General features: G+C 63.2%; 14 protein-coding genes. 5 read left to right on the forward strand and 9 right to left on the reverse strand.

Features of this window, described 5'->3' with window-relative positions:
- Nucleotides 1-181 precede the first annotated feature (181 nt).
- A complete protein-coding gene (gene yghX, locus BMY98_RS19390; protein ID WP_074891819.1) occupies nt 182-1,069 on the reverse strand; it encodes a YghX family hydrolase in 888 nt (295 codons plus the stop codon).
- Between the two features lie 266 nt (nt 1,070-1,335).
- Between yghX and BMY98_RS19395 the strand changes: the two genes are divergently transcribed.
- Nucleotides 1,336-1,767, forward strand: a complete 432-nt coding sequence (locus tag BMY98_RS19395) for a nuclear transport factor 2 family protein (protein ID WP_074891821.1) — start codon at nt 1,336-1,338, stop codon at nt 1,765-1,767.
- Between the two features lie 92 nt (nt 1,768-1,859).
- On the opposite strand, the gene BMY98_RS19400 is transcribed toward BMY98_RS19395, so the two are convergent.
- Nucleotides 1,860-2,744, reverse strand: a complete 885-nt coding sequence (locus tag BMY98_RS19400) for a LysR family transcriptional regulator (RefSeq protein WP_074891823.1) — start codon at nt 2,742-2,744, stop codon at nt 1,860-1,862.
- 132 nt (nt 2,745-2,876) lie between these two features.
- Here BMY98_RS19400 and argC point away from each other — a divergent pair, with 132 nt between their 5' ends.
- The gene (argC, locus tag BMY98_RS19405) at nt 2,877-3,800 is read left to right on the forward strand and encodes an N-acetyl-gamma-glutamyl-phosphate reductase (RefSeq protein ID WP_139214542.1); all 924 of its coding nucleotides are present in this window, start codon (nt 2,877-2,879) and stop codon (nt 3,798-3,800) included.
- A 22-nt stretch (nt 3,801-3,822) separates the two neighbouring features.
- On the opposite strand, the gene BMY98_RS19410 is transcribed toward argC, so the two are convergent.
- The 4 genes from BMY98_RS19410 to eat all read right to left on the reverse strand — a co-directional run bounded on the left by BMY98_RS19410 (nt 3,823) and on the right by eat (nt 9,154).
- On the reverse strand, nt 3,823-5,241 hold the full coding sequence (locus tag BMY98_RS19410) for a CoA transferase (RefSeq protein ID WP_074891827.1): 1,419 nt from the start codon (nt 5,239-5,241) through the stop codon (nt 3,823-3,825).
- 287 nt (nt 5,242-5,528) lie between these two features.
- Nucleotides 5,529-6,347 (reverse strand): ethanolamine ammonia-lyase subunit EutC, encoded by an 819-nt coding sequence (gene eutC, locus BMY98_RS19415; RefSeq protein WP_074891829.1) that lies wholly within the window; start codon nt 6,345-6,347, stop codon nt 5,529-5,531.
- A gap of 35 nt (nt 6,348-6,382) precedes the next feature.
- The gene (locus tag BMY98_RS19420; RefSeq protein WP_074891831.1) at nt 6,383-7,774 is read right to left on the reverse strand and encodes an ethanolamine ammonia-lyase subunit EutB; all 1,392 of its coding nucleotides are present in this window, start codon (nt 7,772-7,774) and stop codon (nt 6,383-6,385) included.
- A gap of 27 nt (nt 7,775-7,801) precedes the next feature.
- On the reverse strand, nt 7,802-9,154 hold the full coding sequence (gene eat, locus BMY98_RS19425) for an ethanolamine permease (RefSeq protein ID WP_074891833.1): 1,353 nt from the start codon (nt 9,152-9,154) through the stop codon (nt 7,802-7,804).
- Nucleotides 9,155-9,628: 474 nt separating this feature from the next.
- Here eat and qhpR point away from each other — a divergent pair, with 474 nt between their 5' ends.
- The gene (qhpR, locus tag BMY98_RS19430) at nt 9,629-10,708 is read left to right on the forward strand and encodes an AraC-like transcriptional regulator QhpR (protein ID WP_074891835.1); all 1,080 of its coding nucleotides are present in this window, start codon (nt 9,629-9,631) and stop codon (nt 10,706-10,708) included.
- A 242-nt stretch (nt 10,709-10,950) separates the two neighbouring features.
- Here the strand turns inward: qhpR and BMY98_RS19435 are convergent, their stop codons facing one another.
- The 3 genes from BMY98_RS19435 to BMY98_RS19445 form a co-directional block, all read right to left on the reverse strand.
- Nucleotides 10,951-12,900, reverse strand: a complete 1,950-nt coding sequence (locus BMY98_RS19435) for an AAA family ATPase (protein WP_074891837.1) — start codon at nt 12,898-12,900, stop codon at nt 10,951-10,953.
- Nucleotides 12,901-13,039: 139 nt separating this feature from the next.
- Nucleotides 13,040-13,294, reverse strand: a complete 255-nt coding sequence (locus BMY98_RS19440; RefSeq protein ID WP_074891839.1) for a hypothetical protein — start codon at nt 13,292-13,294, stop codon at nt 13,040-13,042.
- 78 nt (nt 13,295-13,372) lie between these two features.
- Entirely contained in the window at nt 13,373-13,636 is a 264-nt protein-coding gene (locus BMY98_RS19445) for a DUF2790 domain-containing protein (RefSeq protein ID WP_074891841.1), read from the reverse strand.
- Between the two features lie 303 nt (nt 13,637-13,939).
- On the opposite strand from BMY98_RS19445, the gene BMY98_RS19450 reads away from it, so the two are divergent.
- Both BMY98_RS19450 and BMY98_RS19455 read left to right on the forward strand, forming a co-directional pair.
- A complete protein-coding gene (locus BMY98_RS19450) occupies nt 13,940-14,680 on the forward strand; it encodes a response regulator (protein WP_074891843.1) in 741 nt (246 codons plus the stop codon).
- Entirely contained in the window at nt 14,677-16,017 is a 1,341-nt protein-coding gene (locus BMY98_RS19455) for an ATP-binding protein (RefSeq protein ID WP_074891845.1), read from the forward strand. The genes BMY98_RS19450 and BMY98_RS19455 overlap by 4 nt, the downstream gene beginning before the upstream one ends.
- Nucleotides 16,018-16,196: the final 179 nt, after the last annotated feature.

Genomic DNA, 16,196 nt, shown 5'->3' on the forward strand with positions numbered 1-16,196 from the left:
CCGTTCGGCGCGGGCCCACGGAGCGAGACCGGAGTGAAGGAACCCTGACGAAGGAAGGGCCCAACCAGGAGCAGGCACTTTTGCTTACTTTTGGTGCTGTTCAAAAGTAAGTCGCCGAAGGCGAAACAGTCTGCCCCCAGGCAGACGCCCTTGACCTTCTCCCAGCCGCACCACCCTCCCCTCAGACCAGATACTTCTTGAACCAATCCAACGTCCGGCTCCACGCCAATGTCGCGGCAGCGTCGTCATACCGCGGCGTCGAATCGTTATGAAAACCATGGTTGGCGCCCTTATAAATATGCGCCTCATACGTCTTCCCCGCCGCCTTCAATGCCGCCTCATACGCCGGCCAACCATCGGTGATCGGCTTGTCCAGCTCCGCGTAATGCAACAACAACGGCGCCTTGATCCGGCTGACATCTTCAGCCTTGGGTTGACGGCCATAAAACGGCACCGCCGCCGCCAGCTCCGGGTAAGCCACGGCGGCCGCATTGGCGACGCCCCCGCCGTAACAAAAGCCAGTAATCCCGACCTTGCCAGTGGAAGCGTGATGAGCCATCAGCCACTCGATGCCGGCGAAGAAATCGTTCATCAGCTTCTCCGGATCCACCTTCTGCTGCAGCTCGCGACCCTTGTCGTCATTGCCCGGGTAGCCGCCGACCGAGGACAAACCGTCAGGCGCCAGAGCGATGAACCCGGCTTTGGCCACACGGCGGGCGACGTCTTCGATGTAGGGATTAAGGCCGCGGTTCTCATGCACCACCATCACCGAGGCGACTTTGCCGTCAGCCTTCGCCGGCCGCACCAGATACCCGCGCACCTGGCCGTGACCTTTGGGCGACGGATAGGTGATGTACTCGGCGATGATGTCCGGGTCGGTGAACTCGACCTGCTCGGCCAAGGCGTAATTGGGGCTCAGCGAGGCAAGAATCGTCGTCGCCGCAAGCCCGCCCACGGCGAACACCGCGGCGCGATCGAGAAACTCGCGGCGGTTGATCTTGCCGTGAACGTAGTAGTCGTAAAGCTCAAGCAATTCCGGGGCGAAGTCTTTGGCGGTGAGACGGGTCATCAGTGCGCATCCTCATCGATAGGTCAGCGGCCACAGACGCGAAAGCGAGCGTCTGAAGGTGCCGCGCCGAGCCCTCAGTAAAGCAGTATTTCGCCGGCCTGTACCACCCCGCGCCGCGGCAGGCGTCCGCTTTCAACCGCGGCCTTTCCAACACGCCCATTGTGGGCTAGCCTGAGCGGCGCAGTTGTACGACGACGTACAAAGCATCTTTCGAACGAAAGCCGCTCCTGCATGACGCTCCATCAACAATAAAAAGGGATGCACCCATGACCAGACTCAAACTGACCCTCGGCTTCTTGTGCCTGTTCTCAGGCTTCGTCGCAGCAGCCCCCTCCGCCGATGAGCAAGACGTCGCCAAGGCCGTCGACAAAATGACCCAGGCCATGCTGCACAAAGACATCGCCGCCCTGGGCGCGCTGACTTCCGACAACGTTACCTACGGACACTCCAGCGGCAAGGTGCAGAACAAGGAAGCGTTCATCGCCGACATCGAAACCGGTCGCAGCGGTTTCAATACCCTCGAAATGAAAAACCAGACAATCAACATGAATGGCGACGTCGCCCTGGTGCGCAACCACTTCTCGGCCGAGGCGGTGAACAGTGGCAAGGTCGTGCCGACCGAGATCGAAAACTTTCAGGTCTGGCAGAAACAGAAAGGCCAATGGCTGCTGATCGGGCGCCAGGCGTTCAAGTTCTGACGGACTGATCGCACCGTTCTCGCCGACCGCGCCTGACAAATTCATGGGCCGGTCGGCGACCGTACCCGCTACCCCCCCCCCCCAAAAAAAAGCTACAACGCCTCCAGCTCCTGCAACACCTCCAGCACATACCCGGTCGACCGTTCGACGCTTCCGGCCCGGTGCGCAATGCCCAACTCCCGCCACAACGCCGGCTGCAACGCACGCATGACAATGCGGCTTTCCGGCGCCGGGGTGGACGCCTCATGGGGCAGCAACGTCGCGCCGTAGCCCGCCCCCACCAGACTCTTGATCGCATCGTTGTAATTGAGCTGAATGCGCGGCGTCGGCTGCGGCCCCTCGCCGGCAAACCACTCGGCCACCTGACGGGACAGACGGGTGGTGGCGTCGTTGAGAATCAGCGGCTGACCGGCAAGCCATGCCGGCGTGATGAGCAGCGGACAGTCCCAGCGCGCCGGCAGAAACGCCATCACCGGGTCGCGCCGCCACGGCTGAATCAACAGGCCCTTGACCGGCGCCTGGGGCAGCGCAATCACGCCGATGTCCAGGCTGCCGTCCGCGAGCTTTTGCAAGGTCTGTTGCGACGTCAGCACCGCCACCTGCACGTCGATGCCGGGATGCAACTGCTCCAGGGTTTCCAGCGCGTGGGGCAGCAATTGCGCGATGACGCCGGTTGACGCCCCGAGTCGCACCCTTCCGGCCAACCCTTTGACCTGACGCTCGACGTCTTCCAGCGCCTGCTCGGCATCGGCCAGCAAGCGCCGCGCGCGCTCGATCAGGGTGTCACCAATGGCCGAAGGCTGAACCCGCCCGCGGGTGCGCGACAGCAACGTTCCGCCCACCCGTTGCTCGAGGTCGGCGATGTGCAGACTGACCGTCGGCGGCGCGAGATTCAGCACCCGCGCCGCTTCGGCAAACGAACCGTGGTCGGCGATGGCCACCAGGGTGCGCAAACGATCCAGACTGATTTCCCGCACTGGTCAATCCTTCCTTCAGAAAAGCTGAAGTGTACCGTCATCAAATTCAACTTTCGCTATCAGCGAGCAGAATCGAAGATGTCGGTCATTGACGACCTCCTGCGGAATTAAAACCCCATGTCTTTAAAACAAGTGCCCCTCCCTATAGTTTTCATCGACGGCGACCAAGGCACCACCGGCCTGCAGATTCACCAGCGCCTGCAAGGCCGCACCGACCTGCACGTGGTGACGCTGCCGGCCGAGCATCGCAAAAATCCGGCCAGCCGCGCCGCCGCGATCAACGCCTGCGACATTGCCGTGCTGTGCCTGCCTGACGATGCTGCCCGAGACGCAGCGGCGAGCATCACCAATCCCGACGTGCGGGTTATCGACGCCAGCTCTGCGCACCGCACCCACCCCGACTGGGTCTACGGTTTCGCGCAGATGAGTGAAGCGCAGAAACAACGCATCGCCACCGCCCGCCGCGTCAGCAATCCCGGCTGCTACCCCACCGGGGCGATCGGTTTGTTGCGGCCGTTGCTGGAGGCGGGTCTGCTGCCGCGCGACTACCCGATCAGCATTAACGCAGTGTCGGGCTATTCGGGCAAAGGCCGCGCCGGTGTCGATGAATTCGAAGGGCCGGACGCGGCCCAGGCGATTCCGTTTCAGATTTACGGCCTTAGCCTGGCGCACAAGCACGTCCCGGAAATCCAGCAGTACAGCGGGCTGAGCGAGCGGCCGGTGTTCGTTCCGGCCTATGGCGCGTTTCGTCAGGGCATCGTGCTGACCATCGCGCTGCAAACGCGCTTGCTGCCCCACGGCGTCACCGGCAAGACGCTGCATGCCGCGCTGGCGGAGCATTATCAGGGCAGCGTGTGTGTGGAAGTGATGCCGATGGAGCAATCGCGCGCGCTGACCGGGATCGACCCGCGCCAGCTCAACGGCACGGATAACTTGAGGCTGATGGTGTTTGAAAACGATGGACACGTGTTGCTCGCCGCCGTGTTCGACAACCTCGGCAAAGGCGCGGCCGGGGCGGCAGTGCAGAATCTGGATTTGATGATTGCGGGTGGCTGACGCGCGTTCGACCCGTTACGCGTTACAGCCATCTCGCGTCGCCACTGCCCAGTGCGCTCGCCGGTAAATCCCAGTGGGTCGGCGTGCCGTCGATCTGCCCGGCGGGTTTGAGGCGCAGCGCCGGTCCCCAGGCGGTGTGCTCGATGTCTTCGGAATAATCGCTCGGATTCAACGGCTGCAGGGCTGAAGGCTGCGACTCGGTCGGGGCAAACGACATCAGCGATAACGCGGTGCGCGCCAGGGATGCCTGGACTTGAACGCCGTTGCCGGTGATCAGTCGCTGAGTCAACCCGCGCACCGCTGCCGCCGCCATCAAATAACCCGTCGCGTGATCCAGCGCCTGCACCGGCAGCGGCACGGGCCGATCACTGCCCGCTGCGACCTTGCCGGCGTCGGCGATGCCGCAACTCATCTGCACCAGGCTGTCGAAACCCCGTCGCTCGCGCCACGGGCCGGTCCAGCCGTAGGCGTTCAGCGAGACATCCACCAGACCGGGATTGAGCTGGCGGCGGCGTTCAGCACCGAGGCCAAGGCGCGCGAGGGCATCGGCGCGGTAACCGTGAATCATCACGTCTGCTTCGCTGATCAAGCCCTCCAGCACCGCGCGATCGGCAGGGTCGCGCAAATTAAGCCGCGCGCAGCGTTTGCCGAGCACCACTTCGGGCACGGTGCCCGGCTCGTCCCAGCCAGGGGGATCGATGCGCAAAACCTCTGCGCCGAACCCGGCGAGGAACCGCGTCGCCACCGGGCCGGCCAGAATGCGCGTGAGGTCGAGCACGCGGATGCCTTGCAAGGGACGTTCGCGCGGCACACGCCATTCGGGTCGTGCAGGGTTTGACTGATGCGATGCAGCCGGTCCCCCTGACGCATCAGTGCGATGCAACAACGGTTCCGCAGCGACGGCGCGACCCTGGGGATGCTCGCGCCAGGCAAGCGCATTGCCCATCGCGGCAGCGCAACCCTGATTGTCCACCACTGCCTGTTCAAGTTCACGGGTCTTCCAGACCAGCACCACCTGACTGACCGCGTCGCGCTCGGCAGCGGTTTTCAGCACGGCGAGAGCGGCCTGACGATGGTGCGGCGCGTTGGTGTGCAGACGAATCCAGCCATCCGCTGCGCGGTAATCCCCCGCCACCGCATCCCACAGCGACGGCAGCGACCAGCCTTGGGGTTGGAGCGAGCTGCTGAACCAGAACGAGGCCAGCCGCCGATCGACGGTGATCAGAGGCAAGGTGCCGTGGGTCTGATCGATCAGTTCGCCCACCGCCAGGTGCGCGGCAGCGATGGCGGCTGTGGCGAAATCGGTGACCGGGAACGCTGACGGCAGCGCGCCTTCGCCGGTGATCTGAAGATGATCGAGATAGCGAGGCTCGCCGCCAAGGGCCAGCCAGAATTCGCGCAGGAAATGCGTGGAGGCAGTGTCGGAATGGGCAGTGGGCATAACGCGGCGCTCTCGGAAGTGGTGAGAGCAGCCTAGCAAATGAGTGTGGGAAGGGGCGTGAAGCTGGCGTATCTGCCGCTGGAGATGCGGCGGATGTGATGGCGTCTTCCCGGCTCAAGCCGGTCCTACTAAAAGCACCGCGTGCATCCAGTCAAACTGGCTGTGACCTAAAATGTAGGACCGGCTTTAGCCGGGAAAGCGGTGTCTCTGCCAGTGGAGATGCAGCGAATGCACTGGCTTCTCCCGGCTGAAGCCGGTCCCACAAAACCCCGCAGTGTCTGAGACATTCACCCACCCAGCAAAAAATTCCCCGGCCGGCTGCCCTCTCCCGCTTCCAGCACCGGCACTTGCGCGTCGTCTTTCAGGTTCACGCCGGACAATTGCCGGCGCCAGGCCTCACGCATCAGGTACAACAACTTGTGCGCTGCCATGGCATAGCTCATGCCTTCAAGCCGCACGTTGGAAATGCAGTTACGCGCAGCGTCGTTCAGGCCCACGCGCGGCGCGTAGGTGAAATACAGGCCGAGGCTGTCCGGCGAGCTGAGGCCCGGCCGCTCGCCGATCAGGATCACCACCATGCGCGCCTTGAGCAGCGCGCCAATTTCATCGGCAACGGCGACGCGACCCTGTTCCACCAGCACCACCGGCGCCAGGCTCCAGCCTTCCGCCGCCGCCATCTCGTCAATACGCTCCAGCATCGCCGGGCTGTGACGCTGCACCGCCAGCGCAGACAACCCGTCCGCCACCACCAGCGCCAGATCGAAGCCTTCAGCATGGCCTTCCGCGTAACTGCCCAGTTGCGCAGCCGACGCCTCGGACAAACGTCGGCCCAGATCAGGCCGTTGCAGGTACATATGGCGGTCGGTTGCCGAGCTTTGCAGGGTCAGCGTCTCGCGGGAGCGGCCCGCCAGTTGCTCGGCCAGCGCCCCGTGATCGAACGCCAGATGCACAGCGTCGCGGGCCTGGGCGTGGGCGAACTGGAAATCCAGCTGCGCCGCCGTCGGCAAACTCGTGCCCGCATGCCCGAGGGCGATTCGCGCCGAGGTCAGCGACCGCAGCTGCTGCCAGGCATCGGCGTGTGCGGGTGATTTCTTGTCATCGCTCATGGCTCAGGCCCTTATCTCAACTGCTGATCAAGCGACTAATTCAATTGCGCCAGCGCCTTGCGGAACAGCGGCGGTACGCCCTGCCCCAGCCGCACGCCGCCGTCATCCTGGCGCAGGATGTCCATGCGCGTCAGCCATTCCTCGAATTCCGGCGCCGGGCGCAGGCCGAGGGTCTTGCGGGCATACAACGCGTCGTGAAACGAGGTGGTCTGGTAATTGAGCATCACGTCGTCAGACCCCGGAATGCCCATGATGAAGTTGATTCCGGCGACGCCGAGCAAGGTCAGCAAAACGTCCATGTCGTCCTGATCGGCTTCGGCGTGGTTGGTGTAGCAGATGTCGCACCCCATGGGCACGCCGAGCAGCTTGCCGCAGAAATGATCTTCCAGGCCCGCGCGAATGATCTGCTTGCCGTTGTACAGGTATTCCGGGCCGATGAAGCCGACCACGGTGTTGACCAGAAACGGGTTGAAATGCCGCGCGACGGCGTAGGCGCGGGCCTCGCAGGTCTGTTGATCGACACCGTGGTGAGCGTTGGCCGACAAGGCGCTGCCCTGCCCGGTTTCGAAGTACATCAGGTTGTCGCCCAGCGGGCCGCGCTTGAGGCTCAGCCCGGCTTCGTAACCTTCGCGAAGGATTTCCAGGCTGATGCCAAACCCGCTGTTGGCCGCTTCGCTGCCGGCGATGGACTGGAACACCAGGTCCAGCGGCACCCCTTTTTCGATGGCCGCCACCGATGAGGTGACGTGGGTCAGCACGCAGGACTGGGTGGGAATCTCGTAATGACGAATGACGCCGTCGAGCATTTTCAGCAGTTCACTGATGGCGCTGACGCTGTCGGTTGCCGGGTTGATACCGATCATGGCGTCGCCGTTGCCATAGAGCAGACCGTCAAGCACGCTGGCGGCGATACCGGCCGGGTCGTCGGTAGGATGATTGGGTTGCAGCCGTGTGGACATGCGCCCACGCAGGCCGACGGTGTTGCGAAAGCGGGTGACGACACGAATCTTCTGTGACACCAGCACCAGATCCTGCACGCGCATGATCTTCGACACCGCCGCCGCCATTTCCGGCGTCAACCCCGGCGCCAGGTCCTTGAGGCTGACCTCGGTGGCGTCTTCCCCCAGCAGCCAGTCGCGAAAACCGCCGACCGTAAGGTGGCTGACCGGGGCGAAGGCCGCGCGGTCATGGCTGTCGACGATCAAGCGGGTGACTTCATCCTCTTCGTAGGGAATCAGCGCCTCGGTGAGGAAGCGCTTGAGCGGCACGTCCGCCAGGGCCATCTGCGCCGCCGCACGTTCGGCATCGCTGCTGGCGGCGACTTCTGCCAGGAAGTCGCCGGAGCGTGCGGGGCTGGCCTTGGCCATGAGTTCCCGCAGGCTGTCGAAGCGCCAGACCATGCCACCGATGCTGTGGGAAAAGCTCATGCACACCTCTTCATTGGAACTGCGTGATTAACCGGTGACCGTGACCGACGCACTGCGCCCGCGGACCATTTTGCAGAACAGCGCGCCCACGGCCATCAGGCAGATGAATATGGCGCAGATCAGCAGGTTGAACCAGACCATGGCGACGAGGCACACCACCGCCAGCACCAGGGCGATGCCCGGCACGATCGGATAACCCGGCGCACGGAAGCTGCGCTCTAGGTTCGGTTCGCTGCGGCGCAACTTGAACAGGCTGAGCATGCTGATGATGTACATCACGATAGCGCCAAACACCGACATGGTGATCATCGCGGCGGTCAGCGTCATGCCCTGCAGGTTGATCACGCCGTCGCTGAGAATCGCGATGATGCCGATCACACCGCCCGCGAGAATCGCACGGTGCGGCGTCTGGAAGCGCGACAGTTTCGCCAGGCTCGCCGGCAGAAAGCCCGCCCGGGCCAGGGCGAAAAACTGCCGCGAGTAACCGAGAATGATGCCGTGGAAACTGGCCACCAGACCGAACAGGCCGATCCACACTAGCATGTGCATCCAGTTGGAGTTGCCGCCGACCACGGCCTTCATTGCCTGTGGCAGCGGGTCATTGATGTTCGCCAGGGTGCGCCAGTCGCCGACGCCGCCGGCGAAGATCATCACCCCGATCGCCAGCACCACCAGGGTCAGAATGCCGCCCACGTAAGCACGCGGAATGGTGCGTTTCGGGTCTTTGGCTTCTTCCGCCGCCATGGCTGCGCCTTCGATGGCGAGGAAGAACCAGATGGCAAACGGGATCGCCGCGAACATGCCGCTGATGGCCGGCAGCCCGAAGGTGTCGGACCCGGCCCAGCCGCCCAGCACGAAATTACTGAAGCTGAAGCCCGGGGCGACCACGCCCATGAACACCAGCAGTTCGGCCACCGCCAGAATGGTGACCACCAGTTCGAAGGTCGCTGCGATGCTCACGCCCAGGATGTTCAGGGTCATGAACACGAAATACGCGCCGATGGCCGCGACCCTTGGATCAAGGGCCGGGAATTGCACGTTGAGGTACGCGCCAATGGCCATGGCGATGGCCGGCGGGGCGAAGACGAATTCGATCAGCGTCGCCAGGCCCGCGATCATCCCGCCGGTCACGCCGAAGGCGCGCAAGCTGTAGGCAAACGGTCCGCCTGCGTTGGGAATCGCGGTGGTCAGCTCGGTGAAACTGAAGATGAAGCAGGTGTACATCACCGCGACCATCAGCGTGGTCACCAGAAAGCCCAGCGTCCCGGCGGTGCCCCAGCCGTAGCTCCAGCCGAAGTATTCGCCGGAAATCACCAAGCCCACGGCCAGCCCCCACAAATGCAGGGTTCCCAACGTTGGTTTGAGTTGTGAAGCAGTCATGAGCGTGTACCCCGGTAGCCAGGCGACGGTATTTGTCTGACGTCGAGCATAGTCACAGCTGGCAGGCCAAGGCTTGACCGTACGGCGCGCGGATTGTCGTCTGCGGTCAAGTTTTTCGGGTATCTGCCGGGGGTGCCCCACCGTGGCGCGTGAAAATGGCCCGGTGCTTTATTGAAGGTCACGCTTTGCCTGTGTTTGCTGACCGGCGTGGCACCAGACTTCCCAAATACCCGGTCGCCGAATGGGTCGCCAGGTAGCACCGATGCCCATGTAGGAGTGAGCTTGCTCGCGATGAGGTCGATACATTCGCCGAGTATGCAGCGGCTGGAATGCAGTCTTCGCGAGCAAGGTGGAGCGCCACCCCGGTCACTCCCACAGGACCGTTGATTCCCCGCCGACAAGGCCTGCGGCTGCAACAAGGTATGACATTTGCTTGCAAGGTCTGCCTACACACCGTCAGAGCCATCATCCCCCATGCTCCAGACCCTCGCCCCCGCCGCCGCATCGAACACGCCCGCCGCCAGCAATCGCGGCGTGCTGTCGGCTGCAGCCAACGGGCTCGATGGTTTTATCGTGCAGCACGGCGGTGATCTGGACCGGGTGTTCGGCCGCTCCGGCATCGACCCCGAGCAGCTGCTGCACCCGACCCTGAGCCTGCCGCTGACCAACTACTGCAAAGTGCTGGAAGAAGCCGCGAGTCAGACCGGCTGCGACAATTTCGGCCTGCGTTACGGGCAGCAATTCCGGCCCCAGGCGCTGGGCCTGCTGGGCTATATCGGCCTGTGCTCGGCGACGCTGGAAGACGCGCTGATCAATTTCTCCGCCGCCTTCCCGTTCCACCAGCACAGCACGCTGATCGAACTGGTCGATCAAGGCGAGTGCTACCGTTTCGATTACCAGGTCCGCCACGGCGCGATCAACGAACGCCGCCAGGACGCCGAGCTGACCATGGGCATGGCGCTGAACCTGGTGCGTCACGTGCTCGGCCCGAACTGGGCACCTCGGCAAGTGGCCTTCGAACACGCCCAACCCGAAGGCTGGCACGAACACCGCGACGTGTTTCACGCTGACGTGTGTTTCAGGCAGGGCTGCAATTCACTGCTGATTCCCAAACACGATGTCGTGGGCAAAGCCATGCCCGGTAGCGACCCGGTCCTGCTGATGCTGATCAAGGACGCGATCCGTCAACTGGGCGATACCGGCAGCGGCACAGGCAACGGCCAAGAAGCAACGCTCCTCGACCGCGCCCGCCAGACCCTCCTCGCCACCCTGCATCTGGGCGAACCGGCGCTGGACGACATCGCCCACACCCTGGGCCTGTCCGAATGGACCCTGCAACGCAAACTGCGCGAACACGGCATCAGCTTTACGCAACTGGTCGACCAGATCCGCCAGGACCTGGCCCTGAATCACCTGAAACAACAGAACCTCAGCATCACCCAACTCGCCTCGCTGCTCGGTTATTCGGAAACCAGCGCGTTCTCGCGGGCGTTCAAAAGATGGTTTGGCGTGAGTCCGAAGCAGTGGCGGGGTGGCGTGACAGCGCACCTTTGACGGTGCTCGACACTACCCATCCTCTACCGTGAACACGATTCCGTAGGAGCCGGCTTGCTGGCGAAATCATCGTATCGGTCGACTACGATGTCGAATGTGCCGACCTCTTCGCGGGCAAGCGCGCTCCTACAGGTCTTGCGCACGACGTCAGTTGTGAGGCGGGCGGAATCTCCATTGTAGGAGCGCGCTTGCCCGCGAATACGTTTTCCCGGACGGCCCTGCCTGCACTGACGAAACGCGGTTTACTTACGCCCCAAATCCTGCAACCAGTCATTCATGTTCCCCGGCAGCAGCAGTTCATGCCGGGCGCGGGAGCTGGCGGTGTAGAGCAGGGAACATACGCTGGCCAGTGAATGCGTCGAGCCCTCGCGCGGTGGGCGCATGAGGTCGCGGGAGAGCAGCACCGAGTCGAATTCCTGGTTTTTCACGTCTTCGACTTTCGCCAGTTTGAGGATCGCGGCCGGGTCGTTGCAGAACCGCTGGGTGGTGTCGAGGAAGTCCTGCAGCCGGTTGCCCTGGCCGAGCCACTCGTGCATGGCTTTGAATTCATGGCTGCCGCCCATGGCCGAGGCCAGCGCGTCCCAATAGGCGTAGCGGAAGATCAGCCGGTGTTGCGGGCGCAGGTCTTCGCGATAGAGCAGGTCCAGGCCTTTGACGAACAGCGTGAGATTTTCAAGGGTGCGCGGCGGCATCTGAAAACGTGCCCTCGCTTCGGTCAGACGCTTGAACCAGGCGAACAGGCCCCATTCGTTGGCGACCAGAATCGTCGTGGGTTTTTCCGGAATCGGCATGACGCCGTGGCCGATGATCCGTGTCGGGTGGGGCGCGCGTCCGACGAAGCCTTCTTTGATGTCGCTGGGGTGCAACTGAATCATCGGGTTGAGCACGTCGGCCATTTGCTTGCCGGCGCGAATCGACTGGGTCATGAAACGCTGGCGAATGAAGCCGCCGTGGCGCGGGGTCTTGCCGCTGAGCTGCTGGAATTCGTCGCCCAACGTAATGACCGCCTGGGGACTGCGATCGAGGATCTGCACCATTGGCGCCGTCAGCTCATGGCTTTCATCGATGATGATGTGGCTGTAGTTCTCGGGGATGACTTCGCTGGTCAGCGCCAGAAACTTGATCCGGTGGCTGTTGCGGATCGGCAGACGAATGTGCGGCGCCGACGGCCTGACCGTTTCGCGCCAGAGCAGGCGGCTGTATTCCAGCAGCAGGGCGATGTCCGCCTGACTCGCCGCGTGGCCCAACGACGGCAAGTGCCGCGCCTCAATGTTGGCCAGCGGCGACAGGCTGAAACTGTGCACGGTGCTGCGGCAGACCCGCGCCACATCCCGCGGGTGCAGCTTGCCCACGGCTTGCAGGTTCAGCCACTGCGCCACTTGCCGGTCATCGACCAGCGAGCTGGCGCCGGAGCGCTGAAGGTCGGTATTGCGCCAGCCCCGAGCGGTCAAGTCGCGGTTGAGCAGCAGGTTGGCCATGTGGCCGAAGGTGCAGGCGTTGATCCGTGCGTCGGGGTTGGCCTGACGCACCCGCGCCTGAAGCGCGGCCACTTGCCCCGGAAAGGTCGCCATGAGCAAGGTCTTTTCCGGGACCAGCACCTCGAAGAACTTTGCCAGCAGGTACGTCTTGCCCACCCCGGCATAGGCCTGCAGATGGAACGACTCTTCGTTGCAGACCTTGAACTCGTCGAAGATCCGGCTCTGCTGATCACTCAGGTGCAGGACGTCGCCGGACGGCATCACCACCTCGCGGGTCAGGGGTTCCAGTTTGGCGCGATGACGCAGTCCAAAGCCGAAGTCCCACTGCCCTTCCCCGTCGAGGTAATCCTGCTGCTCGACGTCCGCGTCTTCGAGCAGACTGACGCCGGCGACTTCAAGCACCGAGAGCCCTGCGGCCAGGTGGTCGACGGTGAACCTGCCGCGCACCAGATCGGCAAAACGACCGCCCGCTTCTTCAACGGAAGCGGCCGCGCGCAGCACATCATCGAGCATACGTTCGAGCTGTTCGACGGCGGTGTTTTGCGCGACCAGCGCGTTGAGATTGAGCAGCAGCATCAGCGCAGCGAGTTGCGCCCTGCCCGCCTCACTCAAAAAAACGTCCAGCGATTCGCCCGCGGCCAGGCCTTTGCACACCTCTTCGGTCAGGGGCAGAAACAGTGACGGCGGTGGCGCGAAGGCAGCGGGTGATCTCATTGCGGGTGTCAGGTCCTGAGCGGCGCGTGGGCGCGGGCAGTCAAAAAGGAGCACAGCTTACTCCTGCCGCCCGATCACCGCCCACTTGGGTGTCGCCGTTACTACCGACGGCCCGAAAGACCAGCGTCTGGCACGCCCTTCACACCCGGCTCTGCTGATGCCCCGCCACGCCGACCCGGGTGTGTTCCGAGCCGCCTTCGGCAACCATCTGCCCGCGGCTTTCGATCCACATCACCAATGGCGTTTTGTCGGAGCCGTTTTCGGCGACTTTCGGCGCAAGCTGGAAGCAGGTGCGCTCGTCGCCGCCGGTGTGCTGCACCGCTGCGTTGGCGTGAACGGCGAAACCCGCGAGTGCGAATGCTACGGCGGACAAGGTGGTTTTGATCGGTGTCATGGTGTGATCCTCACGTAATCTTCAACGGTAATGGGCGAACCGGGCGGCCGGCGACACGTCATCCGCGCGGCCCAGGACTCAGTTGTCCTGCGGGCAGTTCTGGGCAACGGTCTCGTAGTTCAGAACCTGTTGTTGGCCCTGAGAGTCGAGGTAGCGAAGGTGAGCATTGACCACGCCGCAGGCCGGGCTTGGGTCGACTTCGGTGGACAAGGCCTTGGCGATGTCCAGGTGCTCGCCGTACATGTAGTTGTGGGCTTGAGCAACGGGCTGGGCTTGGGCGGTCAGGGCGCCAAGGCTCATGGCGGCAAACAGGGTGGCGATGCTGAGGTTCTTCCAGTTCATGATGTTCTCCGGTATTCAAAGGGTCATTCGGTCAGGGTTCGAGGCGGTGTGTGTCTGTCGTCTCGATGGGTCCCATTGAACGCCCCGCAGGTATCTCGCTTGTGTCGCGAACCGCCGGAAAATCATCCTGACGTGTCAGAGCCCGCCGCAGATACACAGCGATACATTCGCATCGAAAAACCCGCTATTTGCATGCGCATGTATGCCCGGCAGCGCCAGATACAGTGGAATACAAAGCCCGGCAGGCAAGTCACGCGCGACTGGTTAAGATGCGCCACACACATGAATACGGGAACTGCGGCAATGGAGCACGTCGATCACATTCTGATTGTCGATGACGATCGCGAGATCCGAGAGCTGGTGGGCAACTACCTGAAGAAGAACGGCCTGCGCACCACCGTGGTGGCGGACGGCAGGCAGATGCGTTCGTTTCTGGAATCGACGCCTGTGGACCTGATCGTGCTCGACATCATGATGCCGGGCGACGACGGCCTGCTGCTGTGCCGCGAACTGCGCACCGGCAAGCACAAGACCACGCCCGTGCTCATGCTCACCGCCCGCAGCGACGAAACCGATCGCATCATCGGTCTGGAGATGGGCGCCGACGATTATCTGGTGAAACCCTTCGCCGCCCGGGAACTGCTGGCGCGGATCAATGCCGTGCTGCGCCGTACCCGCATGCTGCCGCCGAACCTGATCGTCAGCGAAGCCGGGCGTTTGCTGGCCTTCGGCAAATGGAAGCTGGACACCACTGCCCGCCATTTGCTCGACGCCCAAGGCACAGTGGTCACCCTCAGCGGCGCGGAATACCGCCTGCTTCGCACCTTCCTCGATCACCCGCAACGGGTCTTGAGCCGCGATCAGCTGCTGAACCTGACCCAAGGCCGTGACGCCGATCTGTTCGACCGTTCCATCGATTTGCTCGTCAGCCGCCTGCGCCAGCGCCTGGCCGACGACGCCCGCGACCCGGCCTACATCAAGACCGTGCGCAACGAGGGTTACGTGTTCACTTACGCCGTGGAAATTCTCGGGGACAGCCCATGAAGCTGAGCTTCGGATGGCCGCGCACCCTGGCGTCACGGCTCTCGCTGATTTTTCTGATCAGCCTGGTGCTGGCCCACGGGCTGTCGTTCGGCCTGCAATTCTATGAGCGCTACCAGAGCGCCATGACGCTGATGCTGGGTAATCTGGAACGGGACTTGAGTAACGCCGTGGCCGTTCTGGAACACTTGCCAGCCGACGAGCGTCAAGCCTGGCTGCCGCGCTTTGAGAGCTCCAATTGTCGTTACATCCTGGGTGCCGGAGAGACCGGCGCGCCGATGAACATGAGCAACGCGCCGATGTCAGTGCATTCCATGCAGCGCAGCCTTGGCCGTGATTACGCGCTGACCTTCACGGACATCCCAGACACCCGACTGCACTATCAGGCGCACCTGACGTTGAAAGACGGGAGCCCGCTGACGATTGACATGCACCCGCGGGTCACCCCGCTCTCACCCTGGCTGCCGCTGCTGTTGATCGGCCAACTCGTGCTGCTGCTTGTCTGTACCTGGCTGGCCGTACGCACGGCCATTCGCCCGCTGACGCGACTGTCCCACGCCGTCGACAACCTCGACCCGAACGGCGAAGGCATTCGCCTGGATGAAAGCGGCCCGACCGAAGTGGCCTTCGCCGCCGTGGCGTTCAACACCATGCAGCAACGGATTTCAACCTACGTGAAAGAGCGCATGCAACTGCTGGCGGCGATCTCCCACGACCTGCAAACCCCGATCACCCGCATGAAGCTACGCGCCGAGTTCATGGACGATGGCGTCGAGAAGGACAAGTTGTGGAGCGACCTGAGCGAGATGCAGCACCTGGTCCAGGAAGGCGTGGCCTATGCGCGCAGCATGGACACCTCGACCGAGAACGCGCGGCGTGTGGACATGGATTCATTCCTCGACAGCCTGGTGTTCGACTATCAGGACGTCGGCCGCGACGTGCAATTGAACGGCAAGACCGGCGCGGTCATCGACACCCGCCCCCATGCCTTGCGCCGGGTGCTGGTGAACCTGACCGACAACGCGTTGAAGTTCGGTGGAGCGGCGGAGATTAAAGTGATCGCCCACGCCGACCAGAGCCTGTCGCTGCACGTGCTGGACCGCGGGCCGGGGATTGCCGAAGGGGAATTGTCCGAAGTCATCAAACCCTTCTACCGCGTGGAAAGCTCGCGCAATCGGGATACGGGAGGCACCGGGCTTGGCCTGGCCATTGCCCAGCAATTGACGATTGCACTGGGCGGCACGTTGACACTGACCAACCGCGAAGGGGGCGGGTTGTGTGCTCAGCTGAAATTGCCCGCGCGGGTAACAACAGGAACGGTGAAAATCACGGATCTTTAGTGACGGTGATCGTCCCTAGTGGGACCGGCTTCAGCCGGGAAGAGGCCGGTGTGAGCACCGAACATTCTGCAGTGTGACGCCTGATGCATTCCCGGCTAAAGCCGGTCCCACTAAAAGCACCGCGTGCAGCCAGTGGAATTGGCTTTAATAGTAGGACTGGCTTCAGCCGGGAAGCTCTT

This window comes from Pseudomonas graminis, from assembly GCF_900111735.1.
Lineage (GTDB): Bacteria > Pseudomonadota > Gammaproteobacteria > Pseudomonadales > Pseudomonadaceae > Aquipseudomonas > Aquipseudomonas graminis.